Annotated in this window: 16 protein-coding genes and 1 pseudogene; 6 read left to right on the forward strand and 11 right to left on the reverse strand. The window is 61.2% G+C overall.

Annotated features, from left to right (window positions below; all coding sequences use genetic code 11):
• Positions 1-14 precede the first annotated feature (14 nt).
• The 11 genes from NMG80_RS24760 to NMG80_RS24810 form a co-directional block, all read right to left on the reverse strand.
• Positions 15-2,102, reverse strand: a complete 2,088-nt coding sequence (locus NMG80_RS24760; protein WP_254020529.1) for a sigma-54-dependent Fis family transcriptional regulator — start codon at positions 2,100-2,102, stop codon at positions 15-17.
• 96 nt (positions 2,103-2,198) lie between these two features.
• Positions 2,199-2,672 carry a hypothetical protein gene (locus NMG80_RS24765; protein WP_254020530.1) on the reverse strand — a complete coding sequence of 158 codons (474 nt, stop codon included), beginning with the start codon at positions 2,670-2,672 and terminating at the stop codon, positions 2,199-2,201.
• Positions 2,673-3,141: 469 nt separating this feature from the next.
• Positions 3,142-3,885, reverse strand: coding sequence for an HlyD family secretion protein (locus NMG80_RS24770; protein ID WP_495664012.1), 744 nt, complete (start codon positions 3,883-3,885; stop codon positions 3,142-3,144).
• Positions 3,886-4,102: 217 nt separating this feature from the next.
• The gene (locus tag NMG80_RS24775) at positions 4,103-6,424 is read right to left on the reverse strand and encodes an ABC transporter permease (protein ID WP_367186004.1); all 2,322 of its coding nucleotides are present in this window, start codon (positions 6,422-6,424) and stop codon (positions 4,103-4,105) included.
• On the reverse strand, positions 6,412-7,488 hold the full coding sequence (locus NMG80_RS24780; RefSeq protein ID WP_254020533.1) for an HlyD family secretion protein: 1,077 nt from the start codon (positions 7,486-7,488) through the stop codon (positions 6,412-6,414). The genes NMG80_RS24775 and NMG80_RS24780 overlap by 13 nt, the downstream gene beginning before the upstream one ends.
• A gap of 51 nt (positions 7,489-7,539) precedes the next feature.
• A complete protein-coding gene (locus NMG80_RS24785; protein ID WP_254020534.1) occupies positions 7,540-7,875 on the reverse strand; it encodes a Rieske (2Fe-2S) protein in 336 nt (111 codons plus the stop codon).
• A 29-nt stretch (positions 7,876-7,904) separates the two neighbouring features.
• Complete coding sequence (locus NMG80_RS24790) at positions 7,905-9,638, reverse strand: GMC oxidoreductase (protein ID WP_254020535.1); 1,734 nt, start codon at positions 9,636-9,638, stop codon at positions 7,905-7,907.
• 60 nt (positions 9,639-9,698) lie between these two features.
• The gene (locus tag NMG80_RS24795) at positions 9,699-10,412 is read right to left on the reverse strand and encodes a hypothetical protein (RefSeq protein WP_254020536.1); all 714 of its coding nucleotides are present in this window, start codon (positions 10,410-10,412) and stop codon (positions 9,699-9,701) included.
• Between the two features lie 44 nt (positions 10,413-10,456).
• Positions 10,457-11,257 (reverse strand): enoyl-CoA hydratase/isomerase family protein, encoded by an 801-nt coding sequence (locus tag NMG80_RS24800; protein ID WP_254020537.1) that lies wholly within the window; start codon positions 11,255-11,257, stop codon positions 10,457-10,459.
• A 135-nt stretch (positions 11,258-11,392) separates the two neighbouring features.
• Positions 11,393-11,917: a winged helix-turn-helix domain-containing protein gene (locus NMG80_RS24805; RefSeq protein ID WP_254020538.1), complete on the reverse strand. Its 525-nt coding sequence runs from the start codon at positions 11,915-11,917 to the stop codon at positions 11,393-11,395.
• Between the two features lie 180 nt (positions 11,918-12,097).
• Complete coding sequence (locus NMG80_RS24810) at positions 12,098-12,517, reverse strand: organic hydroperoxide resistance protein (protein ID WP_254020539.1); 420 nt, start codon at positions 12,515-12,517, stop codon at positions 12,098-12,100.
• A gap of 339 nt (positions 12,518-12,856) precedes the next feature.
• Here NMG80_RS24810 and NMG80_RS24815 point away from each other — a divergent pair, with 339 nt between their 5' ends.
• The 6 genes and pseudogenes from NMG80_RS24815 (at position 12,857) to NMG80_RS24840 (ending at position 20,913) form a co-directional block, all read left to right on the forward strand.
• Complete coding sequence (locus NMG80_RS24815; protein WP_254020540.1) at positions 12,857-15,739, forward strand: ATP-binding protein; 2,883 nt, start codon at positions 12,857-12,859, stop codon at positions 15,737-15,739.
• Positions 15,729-15,938: pseudogene (locus tag NMG80_RS24820) on the forward strand (transposase domain-containing protein); the annotation flags it as partial. The gene NMG80_RS24815 and the pseudogene NMG80_RS24820, both read left to right, overlap by 11 nt.
• Before the next feature lie 304 nt (positions 15,939-16,242).
• Positions 16,243-17,001 (forward strand): sulfite exporter TauE/SafE family protein, encoded by a 759-nt coding sequence (locus NMG80_RS24825; RefSeq protein ID WP_254020541.1) that lies wholly within the window; start codon positions 16,243-16,245, stop codon positions 16,999-17,001.
• Between the two features lie 837 nt (positions 17,002-17,838).
• The gene (locus NMG80_RS24830) at positions 17,839-19,131 is read left to right on the forward strand and encodes an epoxide hydrolase family protein (protein ID WP_436798675.1); all 1,293 of its coding nucleotides are present in this window, start codon (positions 17,839-17,841) and stop codon (positions 19,129-19,131) included.
• Between the two features lie 127 nt (positions 19,132-19,258).
• Positions 19,259-19,687, forward strand: coding sequence for a DUF6130 family protein (locus tag NMG80_RS24835; RefSeq protein ID WP_254020543.1), 429 nt, complete (start codon positions 19,259-19,261; stop codon positions 19,685-19,687).
• 170 nt (positions 19,688-19,857) lie between these two features.
• A complete protein-coding gene (locus tag NMG80_RS24840) occupies positions 19,858-20,913 on the forward strand; it encodes an alpha/beta fold hydrolase (protein WP_254020552.1) in 1,056 nt (351 codons plus the stop codon).

Genomic DNA, 20,913 nt, shown 5'->3' on the forward strand with positions numbered 1-20,913 from the left:
TTTTGCCGCCTGCATCAAACGAAGCCGCGGCGGATGCCGTATTGGTCGAGCTTGCGATAGAGCGTCGGCCGGGAGATGCCGAGCCGCCGCGCGACCCGGCTGAGATTGCCACCCTCCGCGGCCAGTGCGGTCTTCATCGCCTGGCGTTCCGCCTCGAGGAGCGTGCCTCCAGGCAGCTCGGGTGAGGAGGCCGCATCATCGACCGACGCGGTACTCAGTTCAGAGCTGGGTGCGGTGATTTCCTCGGGAAGATCGCGAAGTCCGATGTCGCGGCCGTGCGCCAGAACATGCAACCGCCCGACGAGGTTCTTCAGTTCGCGCACATTGCCGGGCCAATGGTAGGCGAGCAGTGCATCGAGCGCGTCGTGCGAGAATTCCAGCGGGTCCTCGCCTGCCGCGGTGGCGATCTGCCGGTTGAAATGTTCGATCAGAAGCAGAACGTCCTCGCCGCGCTTGCGCAGCGGTGGGACTGTGATCGAGACCGCGCCAATTCGATAGTAGAGATCGCGGCGGAAGCGGCCTGCAGCAATTTCCTGCTTGAGATCGCGATTGGTTGAGGCGACCAGGCGTACATCCACCGGGCGACCCCGGCTGTCGCCAATGCGGTGGACCACGCGCTCTTCCAGGACACGCAGCAGAAATGGCTGGATCTCGAGTGGCAATTCGCCGATCTCGTCGAGACTGAGGACGCCGCCATTGGCGAGCTCGAAAACGCCCGGTTTGCCTTCGCGCGAGGCGCCGGTAAAGGCGCCGGCGACATGGCCGAACAATTCACTGCCGAACAGGTCCCTGGTGATCGCTCCGCAATTTATCGCAATGAACGGATCGTTCGCCGTGCGCCGGCTGCCGGCATGGACAAGCCGCGCAAACAGCTCTTTCCCGACGCCTGTTTCGCCTTCGATCAACAGCGATGTCAGGCTGCCTGAGCGGGTGACGCGGCAGGCGACGTCGACGGCGGCCTGCAGCGCTTCACTTTCGCCGACGATCATGGCGACAGCATCCTGAAGATGCTTGTTCACTTCCCGGTGGACCACCGCCACGCTGGAGACTGCCGGCACGGAGGGGAACACCAGCGCCGCGCCGCGGAGGTCGCCGTCCAACTTCAGCGGCGTGATGTGGCAGGATCGCAGATGGGCCGGTAGTGCCCTGGCAAGGTCGGCCTCGGAGCCGGACGACGGAAGGTTCATCAGCCAGCGACCACGGCCAGGCTCCATCGGCCCGTCCACCATTTCGGTTTTCTCGCCGTCAGGCACGTTGTTGCAGAAGATCGCGCGGCCGCGATGGTCGACGATCACCAACCCGTCTTTTCGGCGGTAGCTGGGAGCCGACGAAATGAAAGCTTCGAGAAGGCGTGTGCGCTGTTCCTGCTGCTGTTCGGCCAATGCCTTTTCGATCTGCCGGGCTGTTGCGGCAACGAGCGCTGTGTTGTGCGGCCGGAAGATCGGCGAATAGCCTGACAAGTCGACGACACCGATGATCTTGCCGTCGAGCGGATCGCGGATCGGCGCGCCGGCGCAAGTCCAGGATTTGATGCCGGCGCAGAAATGTTCTGCCGCATGGACGAAAGTTGGCTCGCCGGTCCACAGCGCCGTCCCGATGCCGTTGGTACCGACAGCATCCTCGTTCCATTTGCCGCCGATGGCGAGGTGGATGTCCATGCCGTCATGCAGCGTCTTCTTGTCGCCAATGGCGTCGATCAGCACGCCGTCGCTATCGGCCAGAACCAGCATCGCGCCGGTCCCGTCCAGCAACTGGCCAAGGGAGGCGAACGACCGCCGCGCTGCCGAAAGCAGTTCTGCATTGGCCCGGGTCAGATATTCGATTTCGTCGCGATCACTGCTCAGCGGCGCTTCAACGCCTTGAGCGTTGATACCGCCGGTGGCACTGCGATACCAGGAATCATGGATGAGTGAGCGGACGTGGCTTGGGTGGACAGGATCGCGGGCGCATTTGGGCTCGTCCGCCAGAAAATTTTCCCAGGCGCGCATGGTGGCACGCTCGTCATAGTCGATGTTGCCCAGAACCATTTTGCCGGTGGCCAGCGACGCTCGCGCCGGAAGGGCATCGATCTTCATATGATTGGGGTCTATCGCCCGTTTCATTCAGTCATCACAGAACCTTTGAGGCATGCCATTGCTGTATGCTGTCATGTTCGAATGCTATCGTGGATTGGAAGCGCACGTCCCAACGTCTGCCGCTCAGTCGATGCCGAGTTTCGCGCCGATGTCGGCGGCGAGCTGCTCTTCGGTGTAGGTTGCGGCGAGGCGGGACCCGTCCAGGTCCGCAAGCGCCTCGGCGACAGTTTCGTCGACCGGCGAGAAGAAGCCATTCTGCTTCGTCGCCAGAACGAAGATCTGGTCTCCGCCGCGGTTGCGGATATCGCCGATGTGATGAAGTTGGCGGCCCGTGTTCTGATCCTTCGAGATCACGCGGCCGTTCATGGTGACATGGATGGACGGCTTGGCTTCGGTCACAGGCGCGGCACTGTCGCCAACATGGATGATCAGACCTTCCGCCTTTGGTTGCTGGCGTGGCTTCCTGGAAGCTGAATAGCCGCCACCGCTGATCTGGTCGGCAAGTCGGACGATTGTCGAGCGGTTCTGCTCGATCAGTCTTTTGACTTGTGCGTCCTCGCGCCGCGGGCCATCCCGCTTGGAGATAATCTCGACCATGAATCCTCCCAGATTCGCTCCGCGTCGCCGTTTCTACGGCTCAATTCTTCTTTCGAGGTGAACCCTACACCGCCTCGGCGATCTTCGCCATTCATATCAGATAGAACCAAAATTTGCTTTGCTGGTAGCAGGCGGCTGCTACACGGGATTTCCGATATCAGACGTTTTGAGTAATGCCCGCTTGTCAGGCTGCCTTGTTCGTCAAATTCCGAGGGTTTGCTGTCGAGTTGTTACCTGTCGCCCACGTCACGCTTTTCGCAGGACGCCTTCGGCTAGGCCTCGCTCCTAGAGTTCGATCACCGAACGGGGCGAACGCCCGCTTGCCGGATCGACCCACCCGAGCAGTTTCTCGAGATCCCCGATTTCACGGGCATATCAGCAGAGCAACCCGTGCTTGCCCGGCATCCCGAGCACGCCTTTCACTTTGTCAGTGCGTTCGCGTCGAGTGTGGCCACACATCCAATGTCCGTCAACTCGACAACCAGACCGCCATCCCGGGCTCGAGGCCGGTCGGATCTCCTTGGGGTTCGATACGCAGCCGCAACGTGTTGAGATCATGGTCGCCGACCGCTCGCTCGGCCTGCCACGTGGCGAACGACCCGAGCGGTCGCAGTTCTGTGACGATGGCCGACATTGTCTTCGTTGAAGCACCCGAAACAGCGACCTGGACTATCCGCCCTACCGAAAGGCCACGCAGCCGATCCTCCCGCACGTTGAACGAGAGCCATGGTTTGCCAGTCTCTTGAATCACGAGCACCGGCTGTCCCGGAATGATGTTCTCGCCGATTTCGGCGACGACCACGCTAACGATGCCGTTCGCTGGCGCCCGCAGCTTGGTCTTTGCCTGCCGTTGCTCGATCACCAAAAGCGCGGCGGTCGTTGCCAGTACTTCGGCGTCTGCGATTGCTCGCTGCTCGTTGGTCGGTCCGGCAACCACGCCGGCGTGGTTGGCCTCCGCTTCGGTGACGTCGGCACGCGCAACCGCCACCTCGTATCGGGCTTGATCGAACGCCTGCTGTGAGGCGAAGCTGTTACGCGCCAAAGCGCTAGCGCGCACGAGCTGCCCCTCCACATAAGCCAGCCGTGACTTCGCCTTCGCGATCTCGGCAGCCAGCGCGGCAACCTTTTCAGCCCGCACTCCCACGTAGACGTTGTTGCGGTTGGCAGTTGCGGCGTTGAGTTCGGCCCGCGCTTGCGCCACTGCTGCGGTCAATTCAACCGCCGACAGCTCGGCGATGACATCGCCAGCTTGGACGTGGTCGCCTTTGCGGACCTTGATTGCCGCGACCTGCCCGCCGACCTCGGGCGCAATCGGTATCTCTGTCGCCCGCACGACCCCGGCGGGTGGGGCTGCTGGCGTGGGCTGAGAGAGGAAATAGGCTCCGGAGCATGCCGCAACAAAGCCAACACCGAGTGCAGCCTTCCAGCGGCTAAGCATGGACGTGCCTCCCCTTGACCAGAGCCGCGGACGTCACAGCAAGCGCGAAATAGATGACCGCGAGGCACCACAGCCCTCTCATGTCATGTGCCACTTCCCACAGACTCGCGCCCAGCTGGTTGATGCGGACGAGGCCATCGATCGCGAAACCCGACGGGAAAATCATACCGATCGCCTGTGCCGGCGCGGGTATTGCCTCGCGTGGCCAGGCGAAACCGGTCAAAAAAAACTGCGGCAGGCTGGTACCAACGAAGATGAGCGTCGGCGTCTCCGGCCGTTTGAACCAGGCACCGAACGCCTGGCCCATGAAGCTCGTCGCGAGAACGAACACTGAGGCAAGCACGAACAACTGCAGAGGGTTGCCGAGCGCCGAGAACCCGTAGACGCGCGGCAGCACGATGAGATAGAGCGCGAGCAGTGGCACATAGAGGGTCACGTGGGCGATGCCGCGCCCGAGCACGCTCATGAATGCACCGCTTGCTGCCTGAGCCACGGCCAACCCGGTCAACGCCGCGGCGCCGATCAGAAGCGTCTGTTGCAGGATCAGCACGAAGGCCGCCGGCACGATGTAGCTCGCGTAGCCTCCGACCGGATTGAAGATCGGTTGCAGCAGCGTGTCGGTCGGACTCGAGGAGGCGAGCTTCGCCTTGACAAGACTGCCACCGATGCGCGCGCCGCCCGCAGCAAGTTCCGAGGAGAGTGTATTGATAGCTACTGCGATGCCGTTGGCCGTGGTGCGGAAGACGAACAGGTAGGTTGCATCGGCATATATTGGAATGTGCGCCGCCATGCCCTTGAGCACGTCGCGTTCGGTGTCGGGTGGGATGCCGACCACCGCAAAGGCCTCGCCTCGGTCGACTGCGGCATGTGCCTCGGCGAGCGAATTGGCCCGCACCGCGACGCCGACCGCGCCGCTTGCTTCCAGCGTCTGAACAATCCGCTGGCTCAGGTCACTCAAGTCGTTGTCGACCACCGCGATCGGGATCTTGCGCAGGATCTGGCCCAGGTAGGGCTGTGGATAGTAGATGCCGTAAATCAGCGGCGCCATCACCAGGGCGGCGAACGCACCGCGCATCCCGAGCATACGGCGCCATTCGGCAAGAAAGACTTCGCCGACGGTGCGCGGTGCGGCAGCCGGGGGCGCCGGTTCCGGCGCTTCCTTGCTGATCCCGCGCGCGATCGACCGCAGGCGGAGAAGCGCACTTAGCCCATAGGCTACTGCCAGCCCCGCCAGCAGCGCGAACGGACGCGCGGATTCCTGGACCGGCAGCCCACGTGCCGCCTGCCCAAGCAGAACTTCCATATACCAGCGCAACGGCATGATCGTCCCCCACGCGACCGAGAAAGTGTTCATGGCGATGATCGGGAATCCGACTCCAACAAAACCGAATGCCGGGGAGACGATCAAGCCGGTGAAGCCGAGTGCGGTCGGCAAGTCACGCAGCAGCAGTTGGAGCAAGACCCCGAGTGCCAGATAGCCAATGATCATCAGTGACGCGGCGGCGATGATCATCGGCACGTCGCCTTTGAACGAAATACCGAAAATCCCCTCCAGGATAAGCGGAACCGACAGCATGATGAAAAAGAAGATCGCGAAAAGCGGTGCGAGCTTGCCGGTAAGTGCAATGATTGGATTGCCGCCGGCGCATTGCAGCCAGTCGCGCATGCTGCGCCGTCGGAACTCGGAGCCGACCGAATAGCCGCCCGCGAGTGCGATGACGACGTGCATGACCATCGGCAACAATGTGCGCAGAAGGAATTGTGCGTAGTTTCGCTCGGGATTGACCAGGGCGATCGTTTCTGGGACGAGCGAGCCGATACGGGCCGCCTTCGGGGCCGCACGCCCAGCGGCGCTCCTCGTAGCAGCCGAGAGACTATCGCTCAGGCCGGCGGCCGCGACGCCCGCCGCTGTCAGGAACTGCTGGTTGTAAAAAGCGACGACCTGCGGACGGCGTTCGGCCTTAAGGTCGCGCTCGAAGTTGACCGGAATGTACACCGCCGCGATGGCGTCGCCGGCACGGATTGCCCGCGCCGCGGAGGCGAGATCTCCGCTGCGCTCAACAATGCTGAGATTCGGCGAGGCCGCGACCTGCTCCACGAAGGCGCGCGAGATCTCCGAGCGGTCCGCGTCGATGACGACCACCCCGAGTGCCCGGATCACCGGATTAGTGAAGGCCACGGACAGGCCCACGAAGGCGAATAGCGGGACGACAAAGATCAGGACCAGCGCTATGGGATCATGCAGCAGCCATCGCCACTCACGCCTCGCAACCAGCCAGAACCCGGGTTGCGGTGCCGACCTCATTGAGGCCATTCCAGATAGGCACTCATGCCGGGACGCAGCTCCGGCGCCTTGTCGACGGGATAGGCGCGGATCGAAAAGGTGCGTAGGTCAAAATCGCCCGTGGCACGCGTGGCGCGCCAACTTGCGTATTCACCCTTTGTGGCGATCAGCCTGACCTCAAGCGTGATCTTGCGATCGCCGAGCGCCGGAATGCGCACGTCGAAGCGGTCGCCTAGCTTAAGCGTCTTGACCAGGTCCTCGCGCAGATCGAAGTGGACCCACAGGTCGTGGAGATCGACAAGCGTGATCAATGGCACGCCAGGCGAAACAAACTCTCCGGGCTCTACGTTGCGCTGGTAGACCTGCGAGGCGACGGGCGCGTAGACCACCATCTGGTCGATGATCGACTGGACGGCGTTGATGTCGGCAAGCGCCTTCAAAACCTTCGCTGCTGCGATCTCGCGCTCCTCACGCGTGTAGCCGTTGACAGCCTCCTCGTAAGCCGATTTGGCCTGGTCGACGCCATTCTCGCTCTCGTGAAGAGCGTCGGTCGCCTGGTCGAGCCGTGCCTTCGGGGCATTGCCTTGCTCCGCCAGTTTGCGTGTGCGGTCATAGGTTTGTTGCGCCAGCAGAAGAGTCGCTCGCGTCCGATCGAGCTGGGCTTGGCGCGCTGCGATGACTTCAGGCCGAGTGCCTGCATTGATGTTTGCAAGCTGCGCGTCGGCGACGACCTTGGCGGCGACCGCCTGCTCATGCTTGGCAAGAGTCTCCGGATTGTCGATCCGCACCAGCGCGGCATTTGCAGCAACATCTTGACCGCGCGCGACGGAAACATCTGCAACCCGCCCGTCGACCCGTGCTGCAATGTCAAAACGAGTTGCGTCGATCTCGCCTTGCACCAGCAGGGGCTGACCCTGCACCAGATAGTAGATCGACAGAGTGGCGATCGCGGCTATGACCACGGCAACGATGATTGATGGAATGCGATTGGGTGCCGGCCCTGGCATCTCCGGCGGCTCCAACGACAATTCGGGCGCGGTCGGTACCGCCGTTTGCCCCGGCGACACTTCCGTTAGAATCTCGACGCTTGCCATGTCCGTTTGACTTTCCCGTGACCGGCCGCAGGACGGTGAGAAATGAGCAACTCAGGCTCGGATCCGAATGCTGCCGTCGACCTCCTGCACCTCGTAAGTGTTGAGTCGCTCGGTCGCTGGACCATTCAGAACCGAGCCGGTGGCTATGTCGAACCGGGAGCCGTGGCATTGGCACATGATGGTGGTCCCCTTGAGCAGTCCGCCGGAAAGCGGGCATGCCTCGTCGCTGCACGTGCAGAGGTCATCGAACGCGTAGAGGCGGTTGTCGACACGCGCGATCGAGACCCGTAGTTTGCGGTCATCCAGATAAAAGGGAGCAACGAAGTCGTTGGGGATCGGGTCGCCCCGCCCGATAGGGCGGAAGACATCAACCGGGAGCTCAGTCATGCGTCGGTCCTTTCGCCCTGTCCGGGTCGCTAGTACGGATACTCGGGAATGATGTCGGACTTCTTCGCGTCGAGCCGTAACTCGCCTGGAGCGCCGGCAGGCACACAAGGACGGTGCGGCATGACGGGGTCGATGCGCTCGTAGCCCCCACCCAGGGGCGGTCTGGGGTCCGGCTCGCCCTTGTTCGGCCAGAGCGACATTGCCCGCTCTGCCAAGGCTGCGATCGTCAGCGACGGGTTCACGCCTGGATTGGCCGCCATCACGCTCCCGTCCATGACATGAAGGCCTGGCTGACCGAACATACGCTGGTAGGGATCGACGGCACCGCTTTTGCTGCTGTCGCCGATCGGGATACCGCCAGTGAAGTGGGCCGTGGCGGTGCGGTTGATAACCTCAAATCGTAGCGCGCCCTCACGGCTGCCCATCTTCTTGGCCAACCGCTCGGAAAACTCCTCCACGACAGGGATGTGCACCGAGGGGGGCTTGCCAGAGCCTCGTCGGCTCCGCAACAGGCCGTTCTGCCAGTATAGATCGAGCGAGGTGTCGGTCGTCTGCATGCACAGCATGATCGCCGACCGCTCGGACCAGTGGCGCGCATCGTCGAAGCTCAGCACGTCGGTCGGATGCTCGATCAGCTGCCTAAGCCAGGACGCGAACGGATGCTTCTGCTCGCCATGCAGGTGGTAGGTGAACAGGAGCGCCATCGCGTTGCTTCCTACCCCGTAGTAGACGGGCTCGATGCTCGTCACGGGATCCGGCCAGACGCCGCAAGTGATTGCCACCGATCCCGGTGTGATGTGGATTTTCTCCGGATCGCGCTTCCATTGTCCGTGGGTCCGGGTGATCTCGAGGAGTTGTTCGGAGTTGGTCCGCGCTCGTTTCCCCAGCTCGCTCGACAGCCCCCTTAGGCGGCCCTTGTGCTGCATATGATGAAGGAGTTTCGATGAGCCGTACGCGTGGGCAGCAACGATCACTTGTTCCGCGGTGTACGTATGACGGTGGAGATGCACCGCTCGCTGCGCCCAACCGGGATGACGCGCATGCACCTCGAACCCGCCGCCCGGGAGCGGGAGGAGGTCGTACACCTCGTGCAGCTCATGCACTTCAACACCAAGTTTTTCCGCCAGATAGAGGTAGTTCGTCGTCAACTTGTTCTTGGCGTTGCGACCGCATCCGATCTGGCAGTTGCCACATGAGATGCAACCGGTGCGCCGGGGGCCGACGCCGCCGAAGTAAGGATCTTCGGCTTCAACACCGGGGCTGCCGAAGTAGACTCCGACCGGGGCCTTGTTGAACGTCTCCCCTTTTCCCATCTCGATCGCCACCTCGTGCATGTAGCGATCGACATCGGTTGGCAGGTACGGATAGCGAACAACGCCGAACATCCGCCTTGCCTGGTCGTAACAAGGAGCCAACTCGTCCGCCCAGTCGGTGATGCCCGCCCACCCCGGTGCATCGAAGAACTGCTTCGGAGGCACATAGAGCGTATTCCCGTAGACGTGTGAGCCGCCGCCGACTCCCGCGCCGCAGAGGACGAGGACATCGTCCAGGTACTCGATCCTTTGGATCCCGTACAATTCTGCTGCGGGAAACCACGCGTAGTGCTTCTGATCCCAACTGGTCTTTGGAATGTCTTCGTCTTTCCAGCGCCTGCCGGCCTCCATCACGCCAACCCGGTAGCCCTTCTCCGCGGCGCGGAGCGCGGCGACACTCCCGCCGAACCCGGAGCCGATGATCAGTACGTCGTAATCGAAACTAGCCATGCTCCTCTCCTTCGGCCGTGGTGTGGGCACCAATTGAGGGGTTGCCCATCAGGGTCGGCATCACCATCCAGCACCCATGGCAGGGGTTCGGGTCAAAAGGACACGGCTCACGACCAGCATCCACACAAGGCCGATGACGGGCGAGACGAACCGCGAATAGGCGCCGTCCGGCGCCCAGAACCCACCGCTTACCCAGGTCGTGCCGCCGAGCAGGACGAGCACGATGGCTGCGACTCCTGCGGCGAAGAGCGCGTTTGAGATGAGCCCGGCCCTCCAGAACCCGAAAGCGCTGGACATGATCAGCATCGCGCGCGGGAACGAAGAGAATACGACACAGGCCCAGGCGAAGTCGTTCAGTCCCGACGCGAGCGCGGTATTGCCGGAGCCGGCGATCGAGTACGCAAGCGCCGCGCCGATCGTGACAAGCAGCAGGAACAGGGCTCCCAGCATCGCGCCGGCGGTGGTTGCTGCTCCACCCCAACCATCTTGCCCTGCATCGGCCAAGGTGGCCCTGACGGCCGCCGCGAACCACATAAGATTCAGGAGCGCCATGCCAGAGATCACCGCCGCAATCAGGATCCGCGTGCGATCAGCCTCGTAGAACGCAACGATGGTGTCGGCCGACGCGCCGACCTGCGGCTGATAGCCGTAGATGACGTAGGCGATGATGAAACAGACTAGGAAATTGATGCCGCTCATGCGCCATAAGCGTTCCCAGAACGCGCCGCCGTACGCGCTGGTGGATGAGGTCATTACTGTTGTGGATGTGGTCATGACGATCTTCCTTCAAGTCGAAGTTGAACCTTGTGTCCTTCGGATCAGTGGCCGTTCAAATCGGCCAGCAAGCCAGCCAAATCCATTTCCGCATGCCGGGTCTGGAAGCCCCGCTCGAGCGCGGCTTGAATGCGGCTCTGGCCCTCGGGGTCGCGAGCGCCCTCGCCAAAGAGATCGGAATCGCGTCGAAAGTCCTCGATGGGCGCGAGCGCGATCGCATTGACGCGGTCCTTGACTGCGACGAGACCTGCCTCAGGAAATTTCGCTATCCGATAAGCGAGCGACCTGACGAAATCGCCGAGTGTGTTGGCAGGCATCGCTCGATTGATCCAGCCATACTTTTCGGCCAGGTCTGCGTCGAAATCCTGGGCGCTCAACATGACCTCGAGCGCCCGCGCGCGACCCATGAGGCGCACGAGATGTTGGAGGCCGCCTCCACCGGGCGTCATGCCGAATGCCGGTTCCGGTTGAGCGAAAATCGCCGACTCGCGTTCAGCAAAGCGCATGTCGCACGCCAGCACGAACTCACTGCCGGCGGCGCGCACGCGGCCCTCAATCTGTGCAATAGTAACGAGGCGGCTTGCGCTGAGGTGACGGAACAGCAGCGCGATCGACGCTTCGCCTGTGAGCTTCGCTGCTTCCTGCCGGTATTCTTCGATCTTGGTGACGTCGACGTGTGAGATGAAATAGTCGGGATCCGTGCTTCTGAACACGAGCACCTTGAGGGCGATATCGGCCTCCGCTTGCTGGATGAGGGAGACCAGGTCTCGCGCCAGTGCGGGCCCAAGGAGATTCATGGGCGGGGCAGCTATGTCGGCGAAGAGAACGGCGCCTTCCTTGCGCATTTTCAACGTCTCGAAAACTTTCGGGATCTCGGGCGAGGCCACTTCAGAGCCCAACAGCTTGTGGAGAGGCCCAAAGTCGCCGTGATCGAAGGTGTCGTCTACGCTCAACGTGCGCATCCGCCTGTCTCCGGTTTCTCAAAGGCGGACCGTAGGAGCGCTGCGCGCTCCACTGTCAGAAAGCGGGTGAATCTGAACGCGCTCTACAAGCGTCGGCGCAATCTGACGCATCGTCTCAAGCGACATCTTCCGTTGAGGCGACGTATGGACCGAAGCAACGAATTGGTAGCCACGCCCGGGGATGTTGATGATGAACCGATTTCCATCCCGTCCGTCGCGCAACATGCGACGCAATGTGGAGATGTGGACTGTGAGATTGGTGGGCACGACAAAGATGTCGGGCCAAACGCGGGCCATCAGTTCCTGCTTGCTGACTAGCTCGCCCGGGCGTTCAAGCAAAGCGATCAGGATGCCCAGCGCGCGACTCCCGAGCGGCACCGGTTTGTCGCCCTCCAACAGAAGAAACTGCCTCGGGAACAGACGAAACGGTCCAAATGCAACTTCGCCTCTCACGCTAAGTCGCCTGGGATCAAATTGCGTCAGCGCTGCCGGTTTGGAGGAGGGCAGGCGGTCAAAGATCACAGTCAATCCTGATGCGCCCATGGTGACCTCGCGTGCTTAGAGGGGAGCCATTTTGTTCCCCAGAATCTACTCTGACGCGGCGAGAAGCGCCCGTTATAGGATGTGATGCTTTGTTAAATCCTGCGAGAGTCACCATTTGTTGATCAAAGAGTTGGGGGGATAGAGTGAACGGGCGACGAGTGCGTCGAGTCGACCCTACGGTCAGATCAAGCTGATCGTCACGTCGATGTTGCCGCGCGTTGCTTTCGAGTACGCGCAAATCTGATGCGCTTCGTTCACCAGGGCCTGGGCGACCATGCGATCAACGCCGGGCAGGCTAACCTTGAGCCGAGCGCCGATGAAGTAGCTGTCGTTTTCCAGTCTTAGGTCTACTTCTGCCTCGATAGCGGAAGAAGCCGGCAAGGCAATTTTCTGTTTCCGGGCTACTTGCACGATTGCGGTTTCAAAACAGGCCGACCAAGCTACCGCAAATAGTTGCTCCGGGTTAGTCCCGATGCGAACCGATCCGGGGGCCCCCAGCCTTATGTCGAGGTGCCCATCGGAGCTGCGTGCGATGCCGTTCTCTCGCCCGTGGGTGGTCCGGGTCTTGGCCGTATACAGCAGCTTTCCCGTGGTGCTCATCTTGTAAGCCTGGAATTCTGTTTCAGCCTCTCGATTCGCGAGCTGACGCGTGTCCGATGACGCTGAAGGCCCCGCTACACATTGCCAATCAAGACTCCGTCTTTCGGACGCCTTGGTAGCGGCAATGTCGGCTCGCCGCGTTCCATGGCGGCATTTTGGTCCACCAAACTCTCTCCGCCTAGAGCTACGCCTGCCGTCCGGGAGCCGCCCGTTATGGCTTGTGAGAAGGTGTTAGGAACTGTCAGCAGCTATTTTCCTGGGCAATTGGGGAGTGGAGAGCGAAACCGTCGGGCTAACGGGCTCTCTTCCGGGAAGACGGGGGGAACGATCTCGGCTAAAATGCCTGTCAGAGAGGCAGTCCAGAAAGGCCTGGCGACTGTGGCGGACCACCCCAAAGGCGGTATTTCGTTTGGTCCCTTCACCTTATTTGTAGGGGAGAGGCTGCTTACCAAAGAAGGCGTTCCCGTCAAGTTGGGCGCGCGCGCGCTCGATATTCTGGTCACCCTGACTTCGGCGCCGAACGAGGTCCAGAGCAAAGAAGATCTGATGTCGCGGGTATGGCCCGGGGTTACCGTTGAAGAAGGTAGCTTGCGATTTCATCTGGCCAGTCTCCGCAAAGCGCTGGGAGACGGAAAGGATGGCGCGCGGTTCATTGCGACTCTCCCGGGACGAGGCTACTGCTTTGTCGCTTCGGTTTCGCAAGCCGGTAGTCGTGGTGACGACGACAAGATCGCCACCCCTAGCTTCCTGCACGCAAATATTCCCAGCCGCCTAGGCCGAATGCTCGGACGCGATGAGGATGTGCTGAAGGTATCGGTTAGCCTGACAGCCTCACGTTTCGTCACCATCGTGGGACCTGGTGGCGTCGGCAAGACGACCGTCGCGGTGGCCGTCGCACATCATTTGATGTCCGCTTTCGCTGGTTCCGTTCTCTTCGTCGATCTTGGAATGGTAACTGATCCAAAACTTGCACCAACGGCTGTGGCCTCAATGCTAGGGTTGTCGGTCCAGTCCGACGACGCGATACCGAGTTTGGCGGCCTATCTACGCGACAAGCGCATCCTTTTAATTCTCGATACCTGCGAGCACCTAATAGAAGCAGTTGCCCCTCTGGCGGCAAGCATCGTGGACGCCGGACGCCATGTGCATCTCATCGCGACAAGCCGAGAGGCGCTTCGAGTTGAAGGCGAGCACGTCTATCGGCTAGGTGCCCTTGCATACCCCCCCAATGGGCGTGGACTAACTGCCGCAACTGTGCAGAAATTTCCAGCAACGCAACTGTTCATGGAACGTGCCGTCGCAAGCGGCGCGCCTCTGATCGTGAGTGATTTCGAAGCGCCAATTGTTGCTGATATCTGCAGAAAGCTGGACGGCGTGGCGCTTGCGATCGAGCTTGCGGCCAGACGTGTTGAGTCTTACGGCCTGCAGCAGATGGCCGCGCTACTCGATGAACGCTTGACCTTGTTGTGGCAAGGGTCGCGTAGCGCTCCACCACGACACAAAACTTTGCATGCTGCTCTCGATTGGAGTTATGGGCTTCTCTCTGAATCAGAACGCGTAGTGCTACGCCGACTCGCGGTATTCATTGGGTATTTCACCCTCGATGCTGCGTTGGAGGTGGTAACAAGCACAACCTTGGACCGCACAGCTGTCTTCGAAGCGATCGACAATCTCGTCGCGAAGTCAATGGTAGCCACTCACCCGCTTGGCGCCATGGTGCGCTACCGGCTTCTAGATACGACCCGCGCTTACGCACTCGACATCGACATTGATGACGCGCAGGCAACTGACTTGGCCGTACGGCATGCGACTTACTACCGCCGATGGCTCGAACAGACCGGGATCGAATGGACGACTTTGTCCGCCGGGTCCGAACGGACCCCTCACTTTGCTGCACTCAACAATGTCCGTGCGGCATTAGAGTGGTCGTTTGGAGAGGGCGGCGACTTGGCGGTCGCTGTTGGGTTGGCGACTGCCGCCGCGCCCGTGTTCCTGGCCATGTCACTGCTTCCGGAATGTCACCGCTGGTCCGAACGTGCGATTGCTTCCCTTTCTCCTCAGACGCGTGGCGGACATCAGGAGATGAAACTTCAAGCGGCCCTTGGGGTCTCGTTGATGTTCATGCGCGGCGGGCGTGATGCTGCGCGCGAAGCTTTGGAGCGAGGCTTAGCCATCGCTGAAAGCAATGGTGATACGCTTGATCAAATACGTCTGTTAGGCCCACTTCATATGTTTCACCGACGCACTGGGAAGTTCGCCAGTGCTCTTGAGTACGCGAAGCGTTGTTCTGCTGCCGCCGCGACCGTGAGCGATCCTGCTGCCAAAGCGTTGGCCCATACTAATTTAGGGCTCGCGCTTCACGTTGACGGCAGACTTGTCGAGGCGCGCAGCGAACTAGAGGCTTCGCTGGCAGACGAATTTCAGCAAACCACGACAATCTACCTTGGCTTTGAAGGCAGAATCTTAGCGACCGCTGTTCTCGCCAGAAATCTCTGGCTGCAGGGCTATGCCGTTCAGGCGACTGAATGCGCACACCAGGCGGTGGAGGGGGCCCGCGATATGGACCACTCGTTATCTCTGGCGATCGCCTTGGTGTGGGCGGCGACGGTGTACCTTTGGACAGGTGATCTGCAGAGCGCGGAAATAGATTTAGATCAGGTTATAGCTCTATCCGAACCCCATTCTATGACTCCTTATGTCTTCGTCGGAAGAGGCTTCCGAGGCGAATTGGCTATTCGTCGGGGTAACACAAAAGCGGGTATAGACTCGTTGCAGAGTTCTATTCAAAAGCTGCACACGCTGCCATATGAGCTGGTGACCACCGAGCTTAGCCTGTCTCTTGCGAAGGGATTTTCGGTGTCGCACCGCTTCGATGAAGGCCTCAGAACGATTAACGAGACGATCAAGCTGATCGAAGCGAACGGCGACTTTTTGTACATGCCAGAGGCGCTGCGGACGAAAGGTGACATCCTTCTATCGATGGCCCGGGACTCGGACGAGGACGCCGAGACCTGCTTCGCACAATCGCTGGAATGGAGTCGTCGTCAGGGCGCACTCTCTTGGGAATTGCGGACAACGATAGATTTGGCGAAGCTCGCCGCTTCTCGCGGACAATCGAAGGAGGTGCGCACTCTGTTGCTGCCGGTCTTTGAGCGGTTTACCGAAGGTTTTGATACGGCCGATCTGAAAGCTGCTGAGCGCCTGTTGAGCGCGCGCGCATAGCTTCGCCGGTTCCGAACGCGGCGCTGCCCGGGCTGCGGCCATGACCACGCTCATCACGACCGCAAAGCTCAACGACGCCGATCCGCAAGCCTGGCTGGCCGACGTGCTCGCACGCATCGCCGGCACGCCGCAGAGCCGCCTACACGAACTGCTGCCGTGGAATTGGTGCGCAACGCCCAGTGCTCTCAAGGCAGCCTGATCGCGGCCCTCACCGGACGGTTACCGCATAGCCGCGGATAGCCACATACCGTCACCTGTCGACGTTGTCCTACCTATACTTTTGCGATCGCAAACGCGTGGTGGCCCGTTAGCATCAACTAACAGCATCTCACAGCGTATAACTCGTAAATTTCTGCCTTCTGTACTAGCGAAATGGCGCACTGCCTTCTGAGACTTGGCACAAGACCCGTCATCAAAAGATACAGAAAACACTTGCGATTTGACTATTCCGACCTGGTCGACGTCCGTTCAAAGATCGTGAGTGCGTCTTCGGAGGCGGACATTTGGAGTTGACGGCTGCCACGATCCTCGTCGCCTTTGCCGGCGTCTTCCTGATCAGCTTCATGAGAGGAGCGTTCGGGGGCGGCTTCGCCATCGTCGGCATTCCGCTGTTGTCGACCGTGATGGACCCGGTCGCCGCCGGTGGTTTGCTCGCGCCGCTGTTCATCGCGATGGATTTGATCGCGCTGCGCTACTGGAAGCCTTCGACCTGGTCGAAGCCGGACCTGGTGCTGCTGTTGCCAGGGCTGGTGACCGGTGTCGGCCTCGGCTATCTGCTGTTCCGCTTCCTCGACCACCGGGCCATCGCGATGATGATGGCGACGATCACCCTGATCTTTGTCGGCTTATGGTTTGTCGGAGGCGCGCAGGTGACCATCCGTCCGCGTTCGAAGCCGAAAGCGATCGCTGCCGGTCTCGCCTCGGGGATCACCACCATGGTGGCGCATTCGGGCGGACCGCCGCTTGCAATGTATTTGCTGCCGCTCGGGCTCAGTAAGGAAGTCTACGCCGGAACGACGAGCCTGTTCTTTACTGTCGGCAATGCAATTAAAGCGGTGCCGTGGCTGCTGCTGGTGAAACCGGCCGGCAACGTCTGGATACTGATCGCAGTTTGCCTGCTCACCATTCCGTTCGGCGTATGGCTTGGCTGGCGACTTCATGGAAGGCTTGACCAACGTCAGCTTTATCGAGCCTGCTATGGGCTGCTAGTAGTGACCGCGTTCAAATTGTTGTGGGACAGTGTCTCCGGCTATTTCAGGTGAATTCTGGCTGCGAATGCCGGATGAGCCGGCCGCGCGGGCATGATGGCTCCAATACCCTAGGACTCAATCTGGCTGAAGCTGTGCACCGCCTCACCCATTGGTCTCGATGTGCCGCGCCTTTGGCGAGACAGGCGTCGATCTCCTCGTCGGTCCGTGCGCCGATGTCCGTGCCTTTGTCAGACGTAATGTTGTGCAGGCACGCCAACCAACGGAGAAGGGACGGCGAACTTCCGTCGCTCGTTCAGCGCAAAGGCAGCGTTGCGGGGAGTGTACCGTCGTCAAAGTGCGTTAACGCTTCGGCGACAGTAGGCGCGCCCGGTTTCACTCCGCACTTTCAACGCGTTCGACGAAAAGCGCGTGTATGGTTGAGCGGCCACTAGCAGAGCATCATCGCTCGCGTTGGTTAAATTGAACTTTCAGCGGTTCGCTTCCAGCGGCATCCGCATCGGACTTCGCCGTTGATCGCGAGCGCCTGCGCGATCAACGCGGGGTCGGGCGATTCACGACATGCATGCCCGCGAGCTCGAGCGCCCGTTTGAGTTCGTTGCCGCTGCCAGCATAGAACTCCGCAGCGGGATCGGCGAAGGCGAGCGGTGCTGCGCAAATCGATGACCTGCGTGAAGACCGAACACCTTCAGCCGATCGTCCGCGACGTACCCACTCGAATCGAATGATCAGTTGCAAGGTGTCCAAATGCGGCGGTGGGCACAATTTGCATCCCTTAACTCCTCTTAACTCGCGTCCAAGACAGGAGCGGAGCACCCTGCGCAGTGTCAGAACGAAGCAGCCGCTCGATCCGGGCGGTAACCCGTAGAGGGTTTGGCACAGGAGGCTCTCTTGTCAACATGCTTGCCAGCACCGACGCGGAGAGAAGTTTTAATCACCACGGCCGTCATAGGAGCCATCAGCATGCTCTCGTCAAAGTCGTACGCGGCTGCAGAGGCCGACCTCATCCGCCCCTTTCAATTCAGAGCTTCCGATGAAGATCTCGCCGATCTGAAGCGGCGTGTCGCGGCGACGCGCTGGCCAGATAGGGAGACGGTACCGGACCAGTCGCAGGGCGTGCAGCTCGACATCGCGCGCCAGATCCAGGCGCACTGGGCCAATCACGATTGGCGCAGGGTCGAGGCCAGGATGATGGCGTATCCGCACTTCATCACCGAGATCGATGGGCTCGACATCCACTTCATTCACGTGAAGTCGAAGCACAAAAACGCGCTGCCGATGATCGTGACCCATGGCTGGCCTGGCTCGGTCATCGAGCAGCTGAAGATCATCGAGCCGCTCACCGACCCGACCGCGCATGGCGGCAGCGAGGCGGACGCATTCGATCTCGTGGTTCCGTCATTGCCCGGCTACGGATTCTCCGGCAAGCCGACAGCGCCAGGATGGGAGCCGGTTCGCATCGCCAAGGCGTGGGCGACCCTTATGGAGCGCCTCGGCTACACCAAATATGTGGCGCAGGGCGGCGACTGGGGGAATGCGGTTACCGAGAATATGGCGCTACAGGAGCCGCCGGGATTGCTTGGCATCCACACCAACATGCCGGCGACGCTTCCGCCCGAAATCTCAAAGGCGCTTGGGACCGGCACGCCGCCGGCAGGACTGGGACCGGACGAGAAGCGTGCCTTCGACCAGCTCATCTATTTTAACCAGCACGGGCTCGGCTATGCCATCGAGATGAACGAGCGTCCGCAGACGCTCTACGGCATCGTCGACTCGCCCGTCGGCCTCGCCGCCTGGATACTGGATCACGACGCCGACAGTCACGCCCTGATCGCCCGCTCCCTTAGCGGGCAGCCCGAGGGCATCACGCCGGACGACTTTCTCGACAATGTCACGTTCTACTGGCTGACGAACACGGCGATCTCGTCGGCGCGACTCTACTGGGACAATGCGCGCGTTGCGAAGGGCGGTTTCTTCGACGCGCGCGGTATCAAGATCCCCGTCGCGGTGAGCGCCTTCGCGAACGAGATCTACCAGGCGCCGGAAAGCTGGGCGAAGACAGCCTATCCCAAGCTGCTCCACTACGGCCGCTTCGCGATCGGCTGCCATTTCGCCGCTTGGGAGCAGCCCGAGATCTTCGTCGAAGAGATGCGTGCGTCGTTCAAGTCGCTCCGCCCTGTCTAGCAAGCGATCCGCCGGGGTCAGTTTCCTCTCGGGCATAGCTTTGGAGGCACCGAGCTTCCGTTAGTCACGCGAGGAGATCGAAATGGGGCCGGTACACCCGCAACGAAATATCCAAGGGAAGAATCCAATGAACCTGACCATCAGCACGCTTGCCGCACTCGCGGCCGGCACCATGCTCACCAGCGGGGCTTTCGCCCAGAGCACGGTCGTTCCTATCGAGAACGAGCCCGCGCCCAAGCTGATCGTGGAGCCGCCGATTCCCGGTCCGTTGGCCAAGGGCGTAGTGTTCATCCCTTACCAACTGGAGAATTTCCGCATCCTGCCTGTGGGCGGGCCGGCTGCACGCAACGTGTCTCCGCGGGTCGGGCATCTGCACATCACCGTCGACGAGCTGCCGTGGCAATGGGCGGATTACGGTCAGAGCAACACCATCATCCTGGTGGGCATGCCGCGCGGCGAGCACAAGGTGCTGATCGAGTTGGTGGACGCCGAAGGCAACGTTTTCACCGGGGAAACGGTGACGTTCTACTCGCCGGGCAAGGAGGTTCTTCCATGAGCATCCGCAACCTGGCGGCTCCGCTGGCCTGCAGCGTTTGCTCTTTTCCACCGGTAGCTGGGGCGAAAGTTCCTGCCACGAGCCTACCGAGGATTGGGAGCTCGTCTTCACCGGAGATGTCCTGATACCGAGAGGTTTGCATAGAGCGAAGGAGATTCCAGGTGGACACGATCTCTGAAGGAATCAGTCAGAATCGCCGTCGCTTTGTCGGTGCTGCTGCCGTGACAGTTGCGACCGCGCAGTTGGGCCTGATCGGCCCTGCGGCGGCACGACCGGTCGAAACGGAAAGCGTTCCATTGCCCGCGAACAAGCCGGGGACAAATACGTCATTCGGCGTTACAAAACAGGTCGACGCCGGTGTCTTGAACGTCGGATATTCTGAAGCCGGCGCCTCCGACGGCCCCGCGGTCCTTCTTCTGCATGGCTGGCCCTACGACGTCCACACGTATGTGGATGTCGCTCCGTTGCTGGCGTCGGTGGGCTATCGAGTGATCGTGCCCTATCTGCGCGGCTACGGCTCGACGCGCTTGCTTTCGAGCAAGACGGTCCGCAACGGCCAGCAGTCGGTTATCGCGGTCGACGTCATCGCCTTGATGGATGCTCTCGGGATCGAGAAGGCCATCCTCGGCGGTTGCGATTGGGGAGCGCGCACCGTCTGCATCCTCGCGGCACTCTGGCCGGAGCGCTGCAAGGCCCTCGTCTCGGTGAGCGGCTATCTCATCGGCAATCAGCAGCTCGGCAAGATGCCGCTGCCGCCGCAGGTTGAGCTGCAGTGGTGGTATCAGTATTACTTCACGACGGAACGCGGTCGGGCGGGCTACGAGAAATACACGCGCGATTTCGCCAGGCTCATCTGGCACATCGCCTCCCCGAAGTGGCGCTTCGACGATGCCATTTTCGAACGGAGCGCGGCGGCGTTGGACAATCCCGATCACGTCGACATCGTGATCCACAATTACCGCTGGCGACTCGGGTTGGCCGAGGGAGAAGCGAAATACGACGATCTGGAAAAGCGGCTTGCTCAGGCGCCTACGATCGACGTGCCCGCCATCACGCTCGAGGGTGATGCGAACGGTGCACCGCGTCCGGAGCCTTCGGCCTACGCGAAGAAATTCACCCGCCGATACGAACATCGCACCATCTCCGGCGGCATCGGACACAATCTTCCGCAGGAAGCACCGCAGGCGTTCGCCCAAGCGGTGATCGACGTCGATCATTTCTCATAA

Source organism: Mesorhizobium escarrei, from assembly GCF_935825525.1.
Classification (GTDB): Bacteria; Pseudomonadota; Alphaproteobacteria; order Rhizobiales; family Rhizobiaceae; genus Mesorhizobium; species Mesorhizobium escarrei.

What these genes read in the sequence shown, in the direction of transcription:
- NMG80_RS24760 (WP_254020529.1), bottom strand. Translation starts at nt 2,102, where the DNA reads ATGAAACGGGCGATAGACCCCAATCATATGAAGATCGATGCCCTTCCG.
- NMG80_RS24765 (WP_254020530.1), bottom strand. Translation starts at nt 2,672, where the DNA reads ATGGTCGAGATTATCTCCAAGCGGGATGGCCCGCGGCGCGAGGACGCA.
- NMG80_RS24775 (WP_367186004.1), bottom strand. Translation starts at nt 6,424, where the DNA reads ATGGCCTCAATGAGGTCGGCACCGCAACCCGGGTTCTGGCTGGTTGCG.
- NMG80_RS24780 (WP_254020533.1), bottom strand. Translation starts at nt 7,488, where the DNA reads ATGGCAAGCGTCGAGATTCTAACGGAAGTGTCGCCGGGGCAAACGGCG.
- NMG80_RS24785 (WP_254020534.1), bottom strand. Translation starts at nt 7,875, where the DNA reads ATGACTGAGCTCCCGGTTGATGTCTTCCGCCCTATCGGGCGGGGCGAC.
- NMG80_RS24790 (WP_254020535.1), bottom strand. Translation starts at nt 9,638, where the DNA reads ATGGCTAGTTTCGATTACGACGTACTGATCATCGGCTCCGGGTTCGGC.
- NMG80_RS24795 (WP_254020536.1), bottom strand. Translation starts at nt 10,412, where the DNA reads ATGACCACATCCACAACAGTAATGACCTCATCCACCAGCGCGTACGGC.
- NMG80_RS24800 (WP_254020537.1), bottom strand. Translation starts at nt 11,257, where the DNA reads ATGCGCAAGGAAGGCGCCGTTCTCTTCGCCGACATAGCTGCCCCGCCC.
- NMG80_RS24805 (WP_254020538.1), bottom strand. Translation starts at nt 11,917, where the DNA reads ATGGGCGCATCAGGATTGACTGTGATCTTTGACCGCCTGCCCTCCTCC.
- NMG80_RS24810 (WP_254020539.1), bottom strand. Translation starts at nt 12,517, where the DNA reads ATGAGCACCACGGGAAAGCTGCTGTATACGGCCAAGACCCGGACCACC.
- NMG80_RS24815 (WP_254020540.1), top strand. Translation starts at nt 12,857, where the DNA reads ATGCCTGTCAGAGAGGCAGTCCAGAAAGGCCTGGCGACTGTGGCGGAC.
- NMG80_RS24835 (WP_254020543.1), top strand. Translation starts at nt 19,259, where the DNA reads ATGAACCTGACCATCAGCACGCTTGCCGCACTCGCGGCCGGCACCATG.